Genomic DNA, 18,055 nt, shown 5'->3' with positions numbered 1-18,055 from the left:
GCTGCCCTGTTTATCACAGGTTACCCAAGGAAATAACATGATTGATTTGCGTAGCGATACGGTGACCCGTCCAAGCCCCGCCATGCTGGAGGCCATGATGTCGGCCCCCGTCGGTGATGACGTATGGGGTGACGATCCCACGGTGAATGCCTTTCAGGAGCATCTTGCCACGCTATCGGGCAAGCAGGCCGCGCTGCTGTTTCCAAGCGGCACCCAAAGCAACCTGGTCGGTTTGATGGCCCACTGCGAACGCGGTGATGAGTATATCGTCGGCCAATCCGCCCACACCTACCGTTACGAAGGGGGCGGCGCTGCCGTGCTTGGCAGCATTCAGCCGCAGCCCATCGAAAACGCCAGCGACGGTAGCCTGCCGCTGGAGAAGATCAGCGCGGCGATTAAAGCCGATGATTTCCACTTTGCGCGTACGCGCCTTCTGGCGCTGGAAAACACGATCGGCGGCAAGGTATTGCCACAGGAGTACGTCCATCAGGCCACGGAATTCGCCCGCTCCCGTGGCTTGGCAACCCACCTGGATGGCGCCCGGCTGTTCAATGCCGCCGTGGCAAGCGAAGTACCGCTCGAGAAGCTCTGCCGCCCGTTTGACAGCATTTCGCTGTGCTTCTCCAAGGGCATGGGCACGCCAATTGGCTCGGCCCTGGTCGGCTCGCGCAACTTTATCGAGCGCGCCCGCCGCTGGCGCAAGGTGGTCGGTGGCGGCATGCGCCAGGCGGGCATTATTGCGGCGGCCTGCCAGTATGCGCTGGATCACCATGTCGATGACCTGGCTTTCGATCACCGCCGGGCGGCGCGTCTGGCAACAGGCCTGGCTGCCCTGCCGGGTATACAGGTTACTTCCCAGGCGACCAACATGGTGTTTGCCCACGTGCCCGACGAACACGTGCGCCCGCTTTCCACCTGGCTCAAGGAGCACGATATCCTGATCGAGCTTTTATACGCCACGCGCCTTGTGGTGCATCGTGACATTGATGATGCAGATATCGATAAGGTGCTTGAAGTGATGGGCGCCTATTTTCAGCAGCACGCCGCCTGATAAGGTCAGTGGCGCCTGCGGTATCCAGCCTACAGCCGCCGCAGGCCCCACATGAAGTAAGCCCCGCCGATCAGCGAAGCCACCAGGCCTGCCGGTATCTCGTAGGGGAACATGACCTGCCGCCCTACCCAGTCGGCCAGCACCATCAGCAGCATGCCGATGAGAGCCGCCCCCACCAGATGTTCACGGGCGCGGGAGAACCCTACAAGGCGCGCCATGTGTGGCGCCAGCAGGCCGATAAACGAAAGCGGCCCGACCACCAGCGTCGCGCAGGCAGTCAGCAGGGCCACCAGCAGCAGCAGCCCGAGTCGCGCCCTGTTCAGGCCCACACCCAACGCCTGCGCCATGGGGGCGCCCAAGGGCAGAATATCCAGCCAGCGGGTAAACGGAAGCGTGGCAAGAGCAAGCCCCGCCGCCAGTGTTCCCACTACCAGGGCGCTGGTGACATCCACGTAGTAGGTCGAGCCCGCCAGCCACGCAATGACCTGCTGGCCACGCGGGTCGCCGCCTGCAAGCAGTATGCTGCGCACCGCATCGAACAGCGCGCTGATCGCCACACCGCTCAGCAAAAGCCGCTCGGGCACAAAGCCGCTGCGCCGGTTCAAGGCCACCAGCCCTGAAAGTGTCACCAGTGCCCCTGCGGTACCGATACCGATCAGCGCAGTATTGCTGGGGGCGGGCAGTAAATAGATACCCAGAATCAGCGCAATGGCGCAGCCTCCGCTGATACCCAGCACTTCAGGACTTGCCATGGGATTGGCAGAAAGCCGCTGCAACAGCGTGCCGGCGATGGCCAGCATCAGGCCACTGGCCGCGGCGGCCATCACCCGAGGGAAGCGCCACTCGATAACGTTCCCATCCAACACGTTGACCCACGCCCAGCCGCTGCCCCCCTGGCCGACAAAAAGCCCCAGGCAAGTGGCCAGCAACAGCGCCAATAAAAGCCCGATGGCCAAGCGATACGGTGCAGCGTGGCGGCCAGCCAGCATGCTGGAAGACTGCGGCGGCCGGTCGCCTTGAAGCTTCAGGCGGGGAATCAGCCATAAAAGCAGCGGAGCGCCCAGCGCACCGGTGACCGCCCCGGTGGGAATCAAGGTCGCCGCCATGCCGGAAAATCGCTGAAGCAGAAGGTCCGTCGTGGCCAACAGCACCGCCCCCAGAAGCGTTGACCAGAGTAGCCGCGTTCCCAGCCGGCGCGCGCCGGCCATACGTACGATATTGGGCGCCGCCAGGCCGATGAATCCGACGATACCCACTACGCTGACCACGCTACCGGTAATGAATACCGCAAGCCCCAGGCCGGCAAAGCGCAGGTACTTGAGCGATATGCCCAGGCTTTTGGCACTGGCCTCGTCAAGCTCGAGCACCGCCAGTGGGCGCAGCAGCAGCCAGGCCGCCAGTACGCAGAGTGCCAGGCGCGGCGCCAGGGCGGCAGCGCCGTCCCAGCCGCTCTGGGAAAGCGAGCCGGCACTCCAGATAAGCAACCCCGCCAGGGTTTCATGATTGAAAAGCAAAAGCGCCGTTGAAAGCGCGCCCAGGTAAAGATTGACCACCAGCCCGGCCAGCACCACCACCACCGGCGCAAGCCCGCGCCGCCAGGCCAGGGCAAATACCAGCCCCATCGCCAGAGCGCCACCGGCCAGAGCGACCCACTCTCGCCCCACCACCAAAAGCCCTGGCGCCATCAATGTGGCGGCCATGAGCGCCAAGTTGGCACCACTTGCCACACCCAGTGTGGTGGGCGCGGCAAGCGGATTGCGCAGCACCTGCTGCATCAGCACACCCGCCAGGGCAAGCCCACCCCCAGCCAATAGGGCAACTGCCAGCCGCGGCCACCAGGTAAAGTGCAGCAACAGGTCATCGACCTGGTCGAGGTCCGGACTAAACAGAGCCTGAAGGCTCTGGCCCAGGCCGCCTTGCGCCTGAAAGCCCATTATCAGGAGCATGGCCAGCGGAAGGCTGAGCAATAGACACACTTTGGCGGGAGACATGCCGCCTATCTTCTGGGCCAACGGCACACTGCCTGGCATGGTAGATACCTTACTGTATGGGCTGTAACTGAAATAACGCCGTGCGCGTCTGGCAACAGCCCAAGGGGCGAGTTTCCAGTCCGGATAACAGATAGCGGTTGCATTAACGCAAAATATTTTAAATGATAACGATTAACACTACAATTAACCCTTTGACCTAGCAGCGTTATATGCGTTGCAAGGCAGGCCGGCCAGTGGCTCGGCATCCGCTGAAACGGCGTATCATCACCCGGCCAAGGCCGTTGGTAATGAGTATCCGTATGGGTTATTGGCATTTAGCCAAATCAAACCGCTAGAGACGAGAAACAATGCCCCTTATCACTAACCAGACTTCTCCAACACGTGCCCGCCCTTACTGGCGAGATAGCGCTACCCATTATGGCGTGATCAGCCGCGCCCTGCATTGGCTGACGGCGGCTATCGTGCTGCTTCAGTTCAGCGTGGTACTGGCATGGCGAGGATTTGGCGAAAGTGAACTTACGCTGATGCTTTCAAGCATAGGCCCCCACGGTAGCTTGGGCGTTTTGCTGTTAGGGATTACGGTATTACGCGCGGGCTGGGCCTGGCTCAATCGGCGCCAGCGCCCTTTACCCGCCGCTGGGCTAAGCGGCGTGCTGGCGCGCGGAGTTCATATGACGTTTTATGCGCTGCTGATCATCTTGCCTGCCTTGAGCATCTTGCGTCAGTACGGCAGAGGCGGCGCGCTGGATGTCTACGGCATACCGCTACTCAACGCGGCTGAACGCGATATTCCCTGGATGATCGAGATAGCCAACCTGCTGCATAGCCCGCTCGCCTGGCTGCTTTTAATCCTGATAGCTGGGCACGTGAGCATGGCACTTGTGCATCACTTCGGCTTCAAGGATAAGGTGATATCACGCATGGCAGGTCCTGTCAGTCGCTAGACGGGGTAATAAGCGAAGGGTATTTTCTCGCTATTAAATGATAACCATTCCCGATACAATGACGGCCTTATCCATTCTCTTCTGATGGTCAGGAGTCCTGCATGTTCGAGGTTAAAGGCGCTACCTTTGCCATCAATGGCAAGCCCCTTTTGCAACCCATTGAGCATACCTTTCAAGAAGGTAAGGTCTACGGCCTGATCGGCCATAACGGTTCGGGGAAATCGACCCTCATCAAGCTGCTCGCCCAGCAGCAGGCAGTCAGCGAGGGCGAGATTCATTTTGATCAGCGCCCGCTGAATGCCTGGGGGAACCGAGAATTCGCCCGTCAGGTGGCCTACCTGCCCCAGCACCTGCCCAGTGCTGAAAACCTGACCGGGCGTGAGCTGGTCGCGTTTGGCCGCTACCCCTGGCACGGCCTGCTGGGGCGGCACAACCACAAGGATACCGCGGCGATTGATCGAGCCATTGCCCTTACCCATACCGAAGCGTTTGCCGACCGGCTGGTGGATACGCTTTCCGGGGGTGAACGCCAGCGGGTGTGGCTTGCCATGCTGATCGCCCAGGGCAGCCGTTTTCTTCTGCTCGATGAACCGCTGGCCGCGCTGGACATTGCTCACCAGATGGAAGTGCTCGCCCTGATTCGCAAGCTCTGCGATGAGCTTAACCTCGGGGTGATTATCGTTCTGCACGATATCAACATGGCCTCGCGCTACTGCGATGAGCTCATGGCCCTGCATAGCGGGCGGCTGCTGGCGCACGGCACGCCGGATGAGCTGATGTGCGATACCACACTCGAAGCTATTTACGGCCTACCCATGCAGGTATTGCAGCACCCCAGCGGCGATCATCGGATTGCCGTGGCCCAGTAGGCCTTCTTGTAAAACGCATTGATTCGCAACTAACGCTTCAATTGATAAGCATTATCGCTTAAGCTGAGACGACCACTTTCAACCTGCACTGCATTGGCGTATCACCCTGGCCAACAAGCAGGTGTGCTTGAGCTTGCACAAAGCTCATGTTCGGGAGTTCCGTTATGCCGCCGCTTGCTCTAGATCATTCAGCCCACGCCCCTACGCTTGCCGATTGCTATCAAGGGCAGCTGGTGCTGTTTACGCCGCCGCTGATCGGCGGCACGCCCCCGTCGGGTGCGGTCAAGGCATCACGCTGGCGTAATACTGCGCTTTTAGAGCAGGATCTATCCCACTACGCCGCCCGCTACCCGGGTGGCGACAAACGCGCCATTACTTCGCTGTGGTCGAAGTGGCACTTCAGCGCGCTGACCGTTCCCACTATTGCCTCTCACCTTCTGCTCAATCGCGATTTGCCGGTAGAGCTCGATGATGTGCACGTCATCCTCAACGAGGAAGGCTGCACCCAGCGGCTGTGGCTACCTCATGAAGGCGAACCGATGGGCACCGAGGCAGGCAGCGAACGTTTCGCCAAGCTGATTGACCAGCACTGGGCGCCGCTGATCGAGCGCCTGGCGGCCATTTCCGGCGCGGCCCCGCGCGTGTTCTGGAGCAACGCCGGCGGCTACCTGGATTACTACGTGAATCTGCTTGCCGAGCACCCCGACGTCAATCATGAGGCGCTTGAAGCCGTCCGGGCGCTGCTGGAATCACGCCACCTTGGCGGGCAGCGCAATCCGCTTTTCGAGCCGGTACGCACCTACACGCCCGACGGCAGCGATGAAGAGAAGCGGGTGCGCAAGCTCTGCTGTCTGCGCTACCTGCTTGATGAGTTCAGCGTATGCAGCAACTGCCCGCTGGAAGGATGTGACCGGGTGGCGCGCAAGCGCGCCCCCTGATATCACCTGTCGAACTACTTACCCCATCAAGTATTGATCTGGGCAACGGCGTCCTGGCTTGCCAGGTCACGCTGGGCGCCGGTCAGCTCATGAAGCTTACCCTGAGACATCTCCAGAAGCCGGTCCGCGTGGGCGAAGTAGCTGTCGTCGTGGCTGATCGCAAATACCGTCTTGCCCATTTCCCGCAGGTGGGGCAAAAGCTCGCGATAGAAAAGCCGCCGGAACTGCGGATCCTGGTCCGCCGCCCACTCATCGAGCAGCAGAATATCCCGCTCTTCGGCAATGGCGAGTAACAGTGCCAAACGCTTGCGCTGGCCTTGGGAAAGCTGGGTATTGATTACCCGGTCGCCTTCCCATTGCAGCTTCTGCTGCATCTGCAGCCGTTCAAGCCAGGTGGCGACCAGCGCGGGATCGGCTTTTTGCCCGTCCGGGCCCATGGCCAGGTCGAACTGATGAAAATCGGTGAACACGCTGGCAAAGTGCGCTCTGAAGTCCTGCCACTGCGCTGGGGTAAGAACCTGACCATCCACCTTGATGTGTCCGCCCTCGGGCCGGTAAAGACCGCTCAAGAGGCGTGCCAGGGTCGATTTACCGCTACCATTGCCGCCGATCAGAAATACCTGCTCGCCGCGCGTGAGCGTCAGGTTGATGGGCCCGACGTGAAAGCCTTCGCCGTGCGCGCTTTCAGGGTAGTGATAGGTGACGTCAACCAGTTCCAGGCGCTGCCAGTCGGTAAAGCGGTTCTCGACACCAAAGCCCGGCTGATACTCGGCAAGCTCGAGGCTTGCCAGCTTGTCAAACGCTACCTGGGCGCTGATCAGGGTGGGCCAGGCGCCGATCGCCTGAATCAACGGAGTGCGCAAGAACAGCAGAGTCAAAGCGAAGGTGGCCGCCACCGCCGGCGTTGCCCACCCCAGGCCATTGGCCATGAAGAACACCACGCCAATGGCGCCCAGCATCATGATGTTGGACCAGTTGCCGGCGCTTAGATGGTAAGTATCGGCGCGAATGATGTGGTAGCGGTACTCCCGCGCATTCGCGGTGTAGGTTTCATCAAAGAAATGTTTCGCCCGATCGCGGTTCAGTGCCAGCTCCTTACGCCCTTCAATCGCCGACTGGTAATCCTTGTATAAACGGTCTTCGCTTTCCCGCACCAGGTTGAAGTGCCGATATACTCGAGACACCAGTACCCAGCCAGCCCACATGGTGAACGCGATCCACACTACCGTGATGACCACCATCTGCGGCGAAAGCCAGGCCAGATAGGCAATCGAGGCAAGTGTCAGCACCACGCCCTGCACAAGCTCCGGCAGGCGTACAAAGCCGATGGTGATGTTGCGTACATCGCTTGAAAGGCTTGCCAGAAGCGTGGCGTTACCCAGCTGCTCAAGGCGCTCGATGTCGGTATCCAGAATGCGCTTTACCAGCCGCGAGCGCAGATCAAAGACAAAGTGGTGCCCAAGCAGCGTCAGCGCAAGCTGCGTACCCAGCGTTACTGCCAGAAGCACCGCCAGCAGACCGAGAAACTGCGGCAGGGCGGAAAGCGGGCTGCCCACCTCGATCAACCGCTGGTTGATAAAGGCAATCACCCCGACTCCCAGCCCCGCACTGAAAAGGCTCAGGCCGATGGCGCCTAGAAACGGCCAGCGGTAATGACGAAAGACAACCTGCAACAGCTCCATGCGCACTTCCCTACGGCGTTGATAGGCGGCAAATTGTGACGCACTAACGCCCCAAGTCAATAAACAAAGTGATTTTCATTTACCTAGACGCGCCTGCTTAAACGCACGGATGTCACGCGAAGGGAGACAACCTGTAAAGGTCGACTTAACCGCCTAGGGCTCGGCAAAAATCAGCAGCAGGGTGCAGCTCGCCACTCCCAGGGCAAAGGGCCAGAACTGGCTGCGCCGGTCTTCCGGCAGCTCTTCTTTAAGCACGTTCAGCACCACACCGCCGGCTACGAAGGCATACAGCAGGCCGACAAAGGCCTCGGTGACCTCAACGGCCATGCCCACCAGCCAGCCAATGATAACCGCGCTTGCCAGCACCCAGCGCCCGCGGGCCAGGTAGCGATCGCGATGATGGCGCACCAGGCCGTGGTCATTGACCAGAAAATGCGCGCTCATGGCCAGAAAAAAGAACACCACGTCGGGAAACTGATTGTCGCGATACACCAGCAGATAACCAATCAGCGCGTTGTAGAGCGAAAAGGAGCCCACATGGATCCAGAATACACCCTCAAGCTTTCTGAAATGAGTCTTGGCACCCTTTCGAAAAGGCTCTGAATGGTGGGAAGCTACCTGCTCGAGGCCGTAAAACACCGCCAGACCAATCAGTGCGACGATATAGGCATTGTGCTCGAGAACTGCCAGAAGGCCATGGGCGTTGATCGTTTCATGGGCTTTGCTCAAGGCCGGAAACACGTGAATGAACACGTAGGCGACCGAGATGCCGCCCGCCAGCGAAAGCCAGGCGCTGCGTGGCACGGCGCTTAGCTTGCGAAGCTTGCTGGCGTACACATGAACGGCGGCCAAGCCAATGATGAACGCGATTTGCTGACCCATGGCGGTTCTGCTCCCTGCGCGCCGTGCTGGTGTTGTTGTCTAGTAAACGCTTGGTCAGTCCTTAATCGAACAGGCTCATGCGTTTGGTGACGGTATCGCGCTTGATACGCCAGTGAAACAGCGCCCCCGCCACATGCAGCGTGGTCAACACCACGATTGCCCAGCCAATACGTCCGTGCCAGGTATAGAGCTGGCTGGAAAGCGCGGGCCGTTCGCCAAGAAGGCCCGGCAAGTGCCAGTGGAAGAACTCGATGGGATAGCCGCCGGTGGCGGTGGCCGCCCAGCCAAGTAGCGGCATGATGATCAACGCCAGATACAGCAGATGATGCACGCTGGTACTGACGATGCGCTCAAAGGCATTCAGGGGCGGGTCATGGTCCGGTACTACGAAGGCGATGCGGGTAATGATGCGCAGGGTCATCAACAGCAAGAGGGTGATACCCAGCGTCTTGTGACTGGTGTACAGCAGGTTCGTCAGCGTATTGCCGAAAAGCTCGACGGTGCCTTCATACCCTAATGTGCCAAAGGTGAACCCGCTGGCAAGCGCCAGCAGCACGCCCCCGGCTACCAGCCAGTGAAGCACCCTATGGGGGTAAATGTAATGGTCCAGCTCGTGCATGCAGCGCTCCTAGTGCAACGTTATATGGCGTTCAGTCTAGTGTAGTCGGGCCAAGGCGGGTCGCTTAACCTCTCAACGCTAGACCTCTTGTCGCCAGGTTTGAGGCAGTTTAGCGTCTCCTGCCTTCAGCTCATACCGCTTCGCTTGGTGCGGCCAGCTGCTCGCGGATCAGCTCACCGAGCCGCCGAGCAGGCTCTGAGGGGCGGTGAGGGGCGCGGTGTAGCGCCAGCTCGATCATGGGCAGAGCCGGCAGGCCGCTGCTTTCATCCAGTGGACGCAGCGATGGGGTAAGCATGCTGCGCGTCACCACCACTACGGCCAGCCCGGCGATCACGATAGGCGCAAGTCCGGCCATCGACTGACTGGTATAGGCCACCCGCCAGTTACGCCCCGCCCCCTGCAACGCCTGCTCGGCCACTTCCCGAAAGACGTCGGCGCCGGGTGAATAAAGCGCCAGGGGTATCGGGTCGCTTAGAAGGGGCTGCTGGTTGACACCCACGGCCCAGACCAGCGGTTCGCGGCGAATCACGTCGCCCCCCGGCGAATTGCGCTGGCGGGTAACCAGCGCCAGATCAAGCTCGGCGGCCTTTACCTGCTCGACCAGGTGAGCACTCGTGCCGCAGATAACTTTCAACCCCACGGCCGGGTAAAGCTGGTGAAAGTAGGCAAATACCGAGGGCAGCAGCGAGGCGTAATCCTCGGGTATCCCAAGCGTCAGGTCGCCGGTGACCTGCTGGGCCTGCATGTCGCCCCAAGCTTCGTCATTCAGCGCCAGAAGGCGCCGCGCATGGGTCAGCAGGCGTTCGCCGTCAGGGGTAAATCGCAGTCGGCGTCCATCGCGTTCGTGAAGACTTAGCTCAAGATGTGCCTCCAGGCGCTGTAGCTGCATGCTCACCGTCGACTGCGTATAGGACAGGCGCTTGGCCGCCGCAGTGACGCTGCCCGTATCGGCAATCGCCACCAGCGTGCGCAGCAACGTGAGGTCCAGAGTAGGGGCGCGCATATATCACCTTTTGTGATCAAAGCTATCAATAAAGATCGATATTGTGATGTTTTATTGGCGAGTATGCTGCTTTGCACATGTTCCAGGCAAGGAGACCGCTCATGCAACGCACTCACTCCCCTATCGTGTTCCCTCGTTGGTACAGCGTCGGCGCCGCTTTGGTGGCAGTCGTGCTGTGGAGCGTGGCGCCGCTGCTTGCTGAACGTGCCCATACGTCCTCGCCTCTTCAGCTGACTGCCTTGACGCTCCTGGCAGGCGCTTTGGCTACCATGCCGCTGAGCCGCCGCGTCAACGTGGCAAGCTGTAGCCGCAGCTGGCAGCTGGGCATCTGGTTAGGCATTCCTCTGTTGATTCTGGGTGCCGTCAGCACCTACTTCATCGGCATGCGCCTGGCGCCAGCGGCGGAAGCCGCCCTGATTACCTATACCTGGCCGGTACTGTTTGTGCTGTTGAGCCAGTGGAGTCGTTTCGGCAAGCTGCGCCTGGCGGGCGTGACGGGGGCACTGATTGCGTTTTCCGGCGCGGCGCTGCTGCTGGTTCCCCAGGCGCTGAGCAGCGGACTCGGTGGTGCCACCGTGGGTTACGGCCTTGCGCTGCTGGCGGCCTGCTGCTGGGCGCTCTACTCATGGGTAAGCCAGGCGGCACCGGTTTCCATTACGCCGCTACTGCCGCGCATGCTATTGATTGCCTGCGCGATGACAACGCTTGCAAGCCTGGCATTTGAAGGCCACCCCGCCCTGCCCAGCACCGAAGCGCTGCTGGCAGGCGTCGCCCTGGGCCTTGGCCCCTACGGCATCGCCATGGTGGCATGGGATAAAGCCCTGCGCTGGGGCCATGCAAGCCTGGTGGGGAGCCTGGCCTATGGCGTACCCATTCTGGCTGGCCTTCTATTGGTATTGGCAGGCGTCAGCGTGCTGGACTGGCGCCTGCCAACCGCCGCGCTACTCGTTGTGATTGGCTGCCTCAACGCCGGCCGATAAGGGCTCGAACATCACATTACCCGCGCTATCCAGGGCTATTGCCCCAGATAGCGCGGCTTGGCAACGCCTTCAAGATCTTCGAAAGGTATAAAGAGCTCCGGCTGACCAACGGCGTAAGGCGCAATTTCGTAGACGTTGAATTTCACCACCCAGCTATCTTCCAGCGGCGCCACGTTACGGCTTTCACTTAGCGGCCAGTTGATCACATACTGGTCGTCGTAACCCATTTCAGCCATCCACCGCCTGTGCGCCTGAAGCAGCGCTTCCTGAAACGCACCGTCCTGGCCATCCAGCAGCATGTCATCCAGACTTACCGCTCGCGACTGGCGCTCATCAATCACCATGAAGGCTGTTGAAGGTAGCCCATGAGCCTGCCCCGCGTGGTAGACGTAGCTTGTCAGCTCAAGCACCAGCAGGCCGTCGTGCTGGGCATATACGCTAGCCTCCATCTGCGCTTCGCTCGCCATGAACTGGGGCAGCATTTCGCTATCCTCGCCGGCTCTGGCAAAAAACGCCTCTGCATAGCCGTCCCACTCTTGCGGGGGGTCGGCAGGGGCATCGGTCATGTCCATGGCAAGCGCCAGCAGACGGCGTTTCAGCTCGTCACTCAAGTCAGGATCGTCGGGGAAAACGAGCGATGATACCGTCACTTCGGAGCAGTGTTCGCGCTGACACCCAGGCTCTACAAAGCGCTTTTCAAGCGGCTGATAGCTGAGTGAAGGCGAGGTAACCCTCTCTGCTTCGGGCGACTGGCAGCCGCTGAGAACCAGCGCCGCAAGCGCAGCGCCACTTAACTTGCCATACATCATTTTATACCTCCCTGTAATACGGCTCTCGCCGCTCTTCAACCATTGAGCGTAGCCAAACATAAACGCCCCTGCTCACTCTCATGGGCAGGGGCGTTTCAGACAACGCTAGAAACGTTACATGCTGGGCTGCATCTGAGTGGGCTCAGCGCTCACCTCAAGCTCGAACAAGCCGCTTCCCATGGTGCTGAAACCGCGCGCCATCACCCGATAGGTACCGGGCAGCAGCTGCTCTTGAAGGCGCGCATCGGTGCCATTGCCACCGTCGTCATCGCTGTAGGCAACACCTTCGCCTTCAAGCTCAAGATAGGCATCGAAATCGCTGGAGCGCATATCAAGTGTTACCAGCGAGCTTTCTTCAAGCTCAAGCTCATAGATCAGAGGCTCACCATTGAACCAGCCATTGAGGGTCTCATCCGGCGTAATTGCCCCGTCATTGCGAAGCGTCACATCGTCCGGCAACGCATGAGGCGCCATGGTGATGGTAAACAGACCGCTGTCGGTACCGTAGGCAGTACGTGCCGTCAGCTCGTAGGTGCCCGGCTCCAGGAAATCGGCAATGCGCGCATCCAGATCACCACCGCTATCGTCATCTTCACGGTAGTAGCCATTGGGGCCTTCAAGCACCAGATAAGCGTCCACATCGCTTGACGTCATGTCGATCTGATAAAGACCGGCCTCTTCGACCTCAATCTGATAGGTCAGATCCTGACCACTGTACCAGCCGTTCAGCGAATCGTCGGGAACGATGGCGCCGTCGTTGCGCAGCTCCCCGTCACCGGGCAACTCCCGCGGCTCGGCGGTCAGCGTGAAAAGACCTTCGCCTTCACCGTAAGGCGCTCTTGCCGTCAGCGTGTATTCGCCGGGGGCCAGGAAATCGGAAATGCGGGCATCCAGATCACCGGCGCTATCGTCATCCTCACGGTGGTAGCCGTTCGGACCATCAAGTTCCAGATAGGCATCAAACTCATCGGAGCGCATTTCCAGCTGGTACATGCCAGCTTCTTCGATGGTCAGCGTAAACTCGCTGGGAGAACCGGCAAGCCAGCTGTCCAGCGGCGCATCAAGGGTCAGTACGTTATCGTCGCTCAGCTCGATGACCCGGCTGTTCAGGGTGTAAGGGCCGTAGCTGCTGGCATCACCACCGCTGACCACCACCATGTAGTCACCGCCCTCTTCTATACGGTGACGCACCATTGAGGCACTGTTCAAAAGCTGGAGTTGGTCGTCATAAAGCGCGACCACGCCGTTCAACGCCCCGCGCAAGCTAAACTCGACCAGGTCGCCCTCTTCAAGGCTGATCACGTAGCGGTCGTAGCGGCTGCCGTCGTTACCATTGAGCATGTCGCTTGCCGTGATTTCCCCCTGCATACGCTCGCCAAGGGTGACGCCATCAAGACCTGCCAGCGCACCCGAGGCGCCGTCCGGACCGGTAGTTTCAGTGTTCGATGCTGCAGAAGCGTCAGTGGCAGGCAGCGCTTGGGCAGTTAGAAAGCCAACAACGGCGCCGCCGACGGCTACCAGTATCAGCGCAAAAGGAGAGGACTTGGCCATGAGTACGTCCTTGATTCAGAGCATAAGGAAGTCAGGTTTAAAATTGACTGACGATGCTTAATAGTAAGTAAAAGCCTCAATGAATGACATCATTTTAACGTACCAAACGCCGCCGTCATGCGTTGCTTTTATAAAGCGCTAACCTCCTGAAATCCAAGGCCATAACCCAAAAGACGGAAAATACGCAACTTGGCGCCCAATTGCGCCGAACGTCTTAAAGCTTGCCGCCCCTTGAAGAGCGCGTTACCATCCTCTCGCCTATACGGCACCTCATTGATGCTTGCGAGACTCTCGACACGAATAACTGAGGTACTCCAATGGGAGCCCCTAAACGACTATTTCGAACGAGTTGTTTGGCCGTACTGTGTGTATTTTTTACGGTCAATAACGCGTTCGCCAACGATATCGATGCACAGGAAGGCGTTGCTTCCTACTACAGTGACCGCTTTCAAGGCGCCATGACGGCCAGCGGAGAAGCCTTTGATCAACAGGCGCTCACCGCCGCCCATCCAAGCCTGCCCTTTGGGACGAAAGTGTTGGTAACCCGCGCAGATACCGGGCAAGAAGTGGAAGTACTGATCAACGACCGAGGGCCTTTTGTGAACGGGCGTATCATTGATCTTTCAAAGCGCGCAGCACGCAAGCTGGGCATACTGCGCAGAGGCACGGCCCCCGTCATGGTCACGTTGCTGAATTAACGGATAACACACCCGCCGAGTGTGTGGTACCCCTTAGCTGCTCAACGCCATCGCTGCCACGCGATACCGTCAAAACCCAATAGGGCGCTCCTAAAAGAGCGCCCTATTTTTTGGCTCGTTCACGCGTGAAAAAAATAACGAACTTGCAAGCAGGTTAATGATCTCTATGCTGCAAGTACATTGATCAGTCATGGCTTTGCAGGAGGCACCCATGCAATCACGTTATTTTACTCTTACCGACTACCCCAACGGCCTGCCGGAGCGCGAGCTGTTTTCCCTGGAAACCCAGGAACTCCCTGAGCTCAATCAGGGCGAAGTACGCATTCGCAACCGCTGGCTTTCCGTAGACCCTTACATGCGCGGTCGCATGAGCGGTCAGCATACTTACGTTGCGCCGTTTCGCCTTGGCCAGCCCATGGAAGGTGGCGCAATTGGTGAAGTGATCGCCTCGAACGATGAGCGCTTGAAAGAGGGCGACATCGTGAGCCACATGGGCGGCTGGCGCGATATTGCGCAGATTTCAGCAGAAGGCGTTTATCCGCTGCCCAGCGCCGACGTCCCCGAACAGGCTTACCTGGGCGTGCTGGGCATGCCCGGCATGACTGCCTGGACGGGCCTTAACCTGATCGCCGAATGTCGCCCCGGCGATAACGTGCTGGTCAGTGCTGCCAGCGGCGCGGTCGGCTCCCTGGTCGTTCAACTGGCCAAGGCCAAGGGTTGCCACGTGGTGGGCATCGCCGGCGCGGCGCACAAGCTTGCCTGGCTTGAATCGATGGGTGTCGAGCCGGTCACTTATAAAGACCGCGGTGCTCACGAACTCAGTGATGCCATCCGCCTGGCAAGCCCCGAAGGCATCGATGTGTATTACGAAAACGTAGGCGGCATCTGCCTGGAAGCGGCGCTGAGCCAGCTCAACGAAGGCGCACGCATTGCCGTATGCGGCATGATCGATACCTACAACGCCGAAAAACCCGCGCCGGGGCCCAGCAACATGTCGCAGATGGTGGTACGTAAAGCCAGAATGCAGGGCTTCATCGTGGCGGATCACTGGGAGCACTACCCTGAATTTCTGAAGGAAGTGACACCTCAGGTAGCCGCTGGCGATATCGACTATAAGGAAACGGTCAAAGAGGGGCTTGAAAGTACGCCCGATGCGTTTCTGGAACTGTTCGAGGGCGGCAATACCGGCAAGATGCTGGTTAAACTGACCGATTGATAGCGCGTTTTTCAAGCCTTCAAGAACCGCTTTACGCTCAGGGCTGCCCTTTCCGGGGCAGCCCTGTATTTTTTGAGCAGGATTTATTCTCGAATCGGTTCGACCAAAAGCGAATTGATAATTAAAATAAATGCGCCACCAATGTGTTTTAACCCATCGTTTGCACCGAATGATGGGTTAACGCACGTCTATAGCGGCTAGTCGGCGCCACTGCCCGCTAGCCCTTGATACGTTGTTAACAGGGGAATCCCATGGAACAAAACACCCGCGCCCGCAGCAAATGGCCAGCCATCGTGCTTGGCCTGCTGCTAGCCGCTGCTGGCCTTGCGCTAGCCATCGGTGGGGGCAAACTGCTCAGCCTGGGCGGCAGCGCCTACTACTTGATTGCCGGCGTTGCCGTCATCGTCGCCGGCATACTGCTGGCCCTGCGCAAAGGCGCTGCTTTATGGCTCTATGCCGCGATACTCTTTGCCACGCTAGTATGGGCGCTATGGGAAGTGGGCCTGGACTGGTGGCAACTGGTGCCGCGGGTGGCGATCCCCTGCCTGATTGCGATCATCATGCTACTGCCCTGGTGGCGCAAGCCGCTTCGCTCGCGTGGCGGAAGTCTGGCGCTTGCCGCAAGCATTGCCGCCGCCATCCTGGTGGCCATTGCCAGCCAGTTTGATGACCCGGCCCACATAGAGGGCACCCTGGCGGATAACCGTGCAAGCACCGAGGCAAACCCGGCCCAGGTGGCAGGTGACGACTGGCCAGCCTACGGCGGCACCAACGCCGGCACCCACTACTCCTCGCTTGACCAGATCACCCCGGAAAACGTCGGCGAGCTTGAAGAGGTATGGCGCATTCAAACCGGCGACGAGCCAGGCCCCAACGCCCCGCCCGAGATCACCAATCAGAATACGCCTCTGAAAGTTAACGACAGCCTGTATATCTGCACCTCACACAGCCGCGCCATGGCGCTCTCGCCGGAAACCGGTGAAACCTTGTGGGAGTTCGATCCCGAGATCAGTACCCAAGGTGCCGAAGACTTCTCCGGCTGGGCGCACATGACCTGCCGTGGCCTGGCCTATTATGATGCGGCCAACTATGCAGGCGGCGCTGCGGATAGCGAAGATGACAGCACCGATACCGCCGCGGCACCGTCGCCGCTGTTTGCCGACAGCGACGCTTTCGCCATCGACGTATCGCTGCTTAACGGTTTTGACACTACCGCGACGGATGAGGGCGAAAATGCCCCCTCGGCCATTATCAGCCAGACCGACGTCATGTGTCCGCGCCGCCTCTATCTGCCTACTGCCGATGCCCGCCTGATTGCGCTCAATGCCGACACCGGCGAGCCCTGCGCCGGGTTTGGCGATAACGGCGAGGTCGACCTTACGCGCAACATCGGCAGTTTTGATCCGGGCGGCTACTACTCCACATCGCCTGCCACGGTGACCGAAAATCTGGTGATTCTGGGCGGCCACGTTACCGACAACAGCTCAACCGATGAGCCTTCCGGCGTGATTCGCGCCTTTGATGTGCGCACCGGCGAGCTGGTGTGGAACTGGGACAGCGGCAACCCTGAAGAAACCGAGCCGCTGGCGGACGATGAAACCTATACCCGCAACTCGCCCAACGTGTGGGCACCCATCAGCGTGGATGAAGACCTGGGGCTGGTTTACCTGCCCATGGGTAACGCCACTCCGGACCAATACGGTGCCAACCGCACCGAAAACGACGAAACCTATAGTGCAGGTCTCGTTGCGCTCGAACTCGAAACCGGCCAGGTAGCCTGGGTCTACCAGTTTGTTCACCATGATCTGTGGGACATGGACATGCCGGCCCAGCCGGTACTGATTGATCTGGCCACCGATGAAGGCACCCAACCTGCGGTGATTCAGCCGACCAAGCAGGGCAGCCTTTACGTGCTTAACCGGGAAACCGGCGAGCCGATCGTGCCCATCGAGGAAATTCCCGCTCCGCAAGGCGCGGTGGAAGGTGACTGGACGGCAGAAACCCAGCCGCGCTCGGCGCTGAACCTGCTGCCACCGCCGCTTACCGAGCGCGACATGTGGGGCGCCACGCCGTTTGACCAGATGATGTGTCGCATCCAGTTCAATTCGCTGCGCTATGAAGGCCAGTACACGCCGCCATCGCTGGAAGGCAGCATCGTCTACCCGGGTAACGTGGGGGTGATGAACTGGGGCGGTGTCGCGGTTGATCCGGAGCGTCAGGCGCTGTTCACCGGGGCCAAGTATCTGGCCTTCGTGTCACGCCTGATTCCGCGTGATGATGTGGAAGAGGGCCAGGGTTCGGCCAGCGAACAGGGCCTGCAGCCCAATGCCGGCGCGCCCTATGCCGTCGAGCTTGGCCCGCTGCTCTCCATCTTCGACCTGCCCTGCCAGGCGCCCTCCTGGGGCGACGTGGCAGGTATCGACCTGCAGAGCGCCGATGTTGTCTGGAAGCACCGCAACGGCACCACGCGTGACAGCATGCCGCTTGGCCTGCCCATCGGCCTGCCTGTCGGCGTACCGGCCTTGGGCGGCCCGCTGACCACCGCCGGCGGCGTTACCTTCATGAGCGGCACGCTGGATCAGTACCTGCGCGCTTACGACATCACCACCGGCGAAGAGCTTTACAAGGCTCGCCTGCCGGCCGGTGGCCAAGCCACACCGATGACCTATACCGGCGCCGATGGCCGCCAGTATGTGGTGATCTCGGCCGGGGGCCACGGCACCTTTGGTACCAAGATGGGTGATTACGTGATCGGCTACGCGCTGCCGGAGTAACTAGCGCCAGCAACATGAAAACGGGCAGCCCATGGGCTGCCCGTTTTT

Annotated in this window: 15 protein-coding genes; 8 read left to right on the top strand and 7 right to left on the bottom strand. The window is 60.0% G+C overall.

The annotated features are described in order from the left end of the window. Nucleotides 1-37 precede the first annotated feature (37 nt). Nucleotides 38-1,051, top strand: coding sequence for a low-specificity L-threonine aldolase (ltaE, locus tag B0H98_RS07440; RefSeq protein WP_106374434.1), 1,014 nt, complete (start codon nt 38-40; stop codon nt 1,049-1,051). A 29-nt stretch (nt 1,052-1,080) separates the two neighbouring features. On the opposite strand, the gene fhuB is transcribed toward ltaE, so the two are convergent. Then, a complete protein-coding gene (gene fhuB, locus B0H98_RS07435) occupies nt 1,081-3,081 on the bottom strand; it encodes a Fe(3+)-hydroxamate ABC transporter permease FhuB (RefSeq protein ID WP_106374433.1) in 2,001 nt (666 codons plus the stop codon). 308 nt (nt 3,082-3,389) lie between these two features. On the opposite strand from fhuB, the gene B0H98_RS07430 reads away from it, so the two are divergent. From B0H98_RS07430 to fhuF, 3 genes are all read left to right on the top strand, one after another. After that, nucleotides 3,390-3,986, top strand: coding sequence for a cytochrome b (locus B0H98_RS07430; protein WP_106374432.1), 597 nt, complete (start codon nt 3,390-3,392; stop codon nt 3,984-3,986). A 101-nt stretch (nt 3,987-4,087) separates the two neighbouring features. Continuing rightward, a complete protein-coding gene (locus tag B0H98_RS07425; protein WP_106374431.1) occupies nt 4,088-4,855 on the top strand; it encodes an ATP-binding cassette domain-containing protein in 768 nt (255 codons plus the stop codon). Nucleotides 4,856-5,019: 164 nt separating this feature from the next. Next, nucleotides 5,020-5,793 (top strand): siderophore-iron reductase FhuF, encoded by a 774-nt coding sequence (gene fhuF / locus B0H98_RS07420; protein WP_106374430.1) that lies wholly within the window; start codon nt 5,020-5,022, stop codon nt 5,791-5,793. Nucleotides 5,794-5,819: 26 nt separating this feature from the next. On the opposite strand, the gene B0H98_RS07415 is transcribed toward fhuF, so the two are convergent. The 4 genes from B0H98_RS07415 to B0H98_RS07400 form a co-directional block, all read right to left on the bottom strand. Next, nucleotides 5,820-7,475, bottom strand: coding sequence for a multidrug ABC transporter permease/ATP-binding protein (locus tag B0H98_RS07415; protein WP_106374429.1), 1,656 nt, complete (start codon nt 7,473-7,475; stop codon nt 5,820-5,822). A gap of 153 nt (nt 7,476-7,628) precedes the next feature. Then, a complete protein-coding gene (locus tag B0H98_RS07410) occupies nt 7,629-8,357 on the bottom strand; it encodes a hypothetical protein (protein WP_106374428.1) in 729 nt (242 codons plus the stop codon). A gap of 61 nt (nt 8,358-8,418) precedes the next feature. After that, a complete protein-coding gene (locus B0H98_RS07405; RefSeq protein ID WP_106374427.1) occupies nt 8,419-8,976 on the bottom strand; it encodes a cytochrome b in 558 nt (185 codons plus the stop codon). A gap of 130 nt (nt 8,977-9,106) precedes the next feature. Continuing rightward, entirely contained in the window at nt 9,107-9,979 is an 873-nt protein-coding gene (locus B0H98_RS07400; RefSeq protein WP_106374426.1) for a LysR substrate-binding domain-containing protein, read from the bottom strand. Between the two features lie 101 nt (nt 9,980-10,080). Between B0H98_RS07400 and B0H98_RS07395 the strand changes: the two genes are divergently transcribed. Next, the gene (locus tag B0H98_RS07395; protein ID WP_106374425.1) at nt 10,081-10,959 is read left to right on the top strand and encodes a DMT family transporter; all 879 of its coding nucleotides are present in this window, start codon (nt 10,081-10,083) and stop codon (nt 10,957-10,959) included. A 35-nt stretch (nt 10,960-10,994) separates the two neighbouring features. Here B0H98_RS07395 and B0H98_RS07390 read toward each other — a convergent pair whose 3' ends face one another. Next, the gene (locus B0H98_RS07390; protein ID WP_106374424.1) at nt 10,995-11,768 is read right to left on the bottom strand and encodes an RsiV family protein; all 774 of its coding nucleotides are present in this window, start codon (nt 11,766-11,768) and stop codon (nt 10,995-10,997) included. A 114-nt stretch (nt 11,769-11,882) separates the two neighbouring features. Continuing rightward, nucleotides 11,883-13,319, bottom strand: coding sequence for a hypothetical protein (locus B0H98_RS07385; protein WP_106374423.1), 1,437 nt, complete (start codon nt 13,317-13,319; stop codon nt 11,883-11,885). Nucleotides 13,320-13,636: 317 nt separating this feature from the next. Here B0H98_RS07385 and B0H98_RS07380 point away from each other — a divergent pair, with 317 nt between their 5' ends. The 3 genes from B0H98_RS07380 to B0H98_RS07370 all read left to right on the top strand — a co-directional run bounded on the left by B0H98_RS07380 (nt 13,637) and on the right by B0H98_RS07370 (nt 18,007). Next, complete coding sequence (locus tag B0H98_RS07380) at nt 13,637-14,017, top strand: septal ring lytic transglycosylase RlpA family protein (RefSeq protein ID WP_106374422.1); 381 nt, start codon at nt 13,637-13,639, stop codon at nt 14,015-14,017. 211 nt (nt 14,018-14,228) lie between these two features. Next, a complete protein-coding gene (locus B0H98_RS07375) occupies nt 14,229-15,233 on the top strand; it encodes an NADP-dependent oxidoreductase (RefSeq protein ID WP_106374421.1) in 1,005 nt (334 codons plus the stop codon). A gap of 251 nt (nt 15,234-15,484) precedes the next feature. Next, nucleotides 15,485-18,007, top strand: a complete 2,523-nt coding sequence (locus tag B0H98_RS07370) for a glucose/quinate/shikimate family membrane-bound PQQ-dependent dehydrogenase (RefSeq protein WP_106374420.1) — start codon at nt 15,485-15,487, stop codon at nt 18,005-18,007. Nucleotides 18,008-18,055: the final 48 nt, after the last annotated feature.

The sequence above is a fragment of the Vreelandella songnenensis genome, assembly GCF_003002925.1.
Taxonomy (GTDB): domain Bacteria; phylum Pseudomonadota; class Gammaproteobacteria; order Pseudomonadales; family Halomonadaceae; genus Vreelandella; species Vreelandella songnenensis.
Note: the sequence above shows the minus strand (reverse complement) of the source record. Positions and strands in the feature narration are given on the sequence as shown.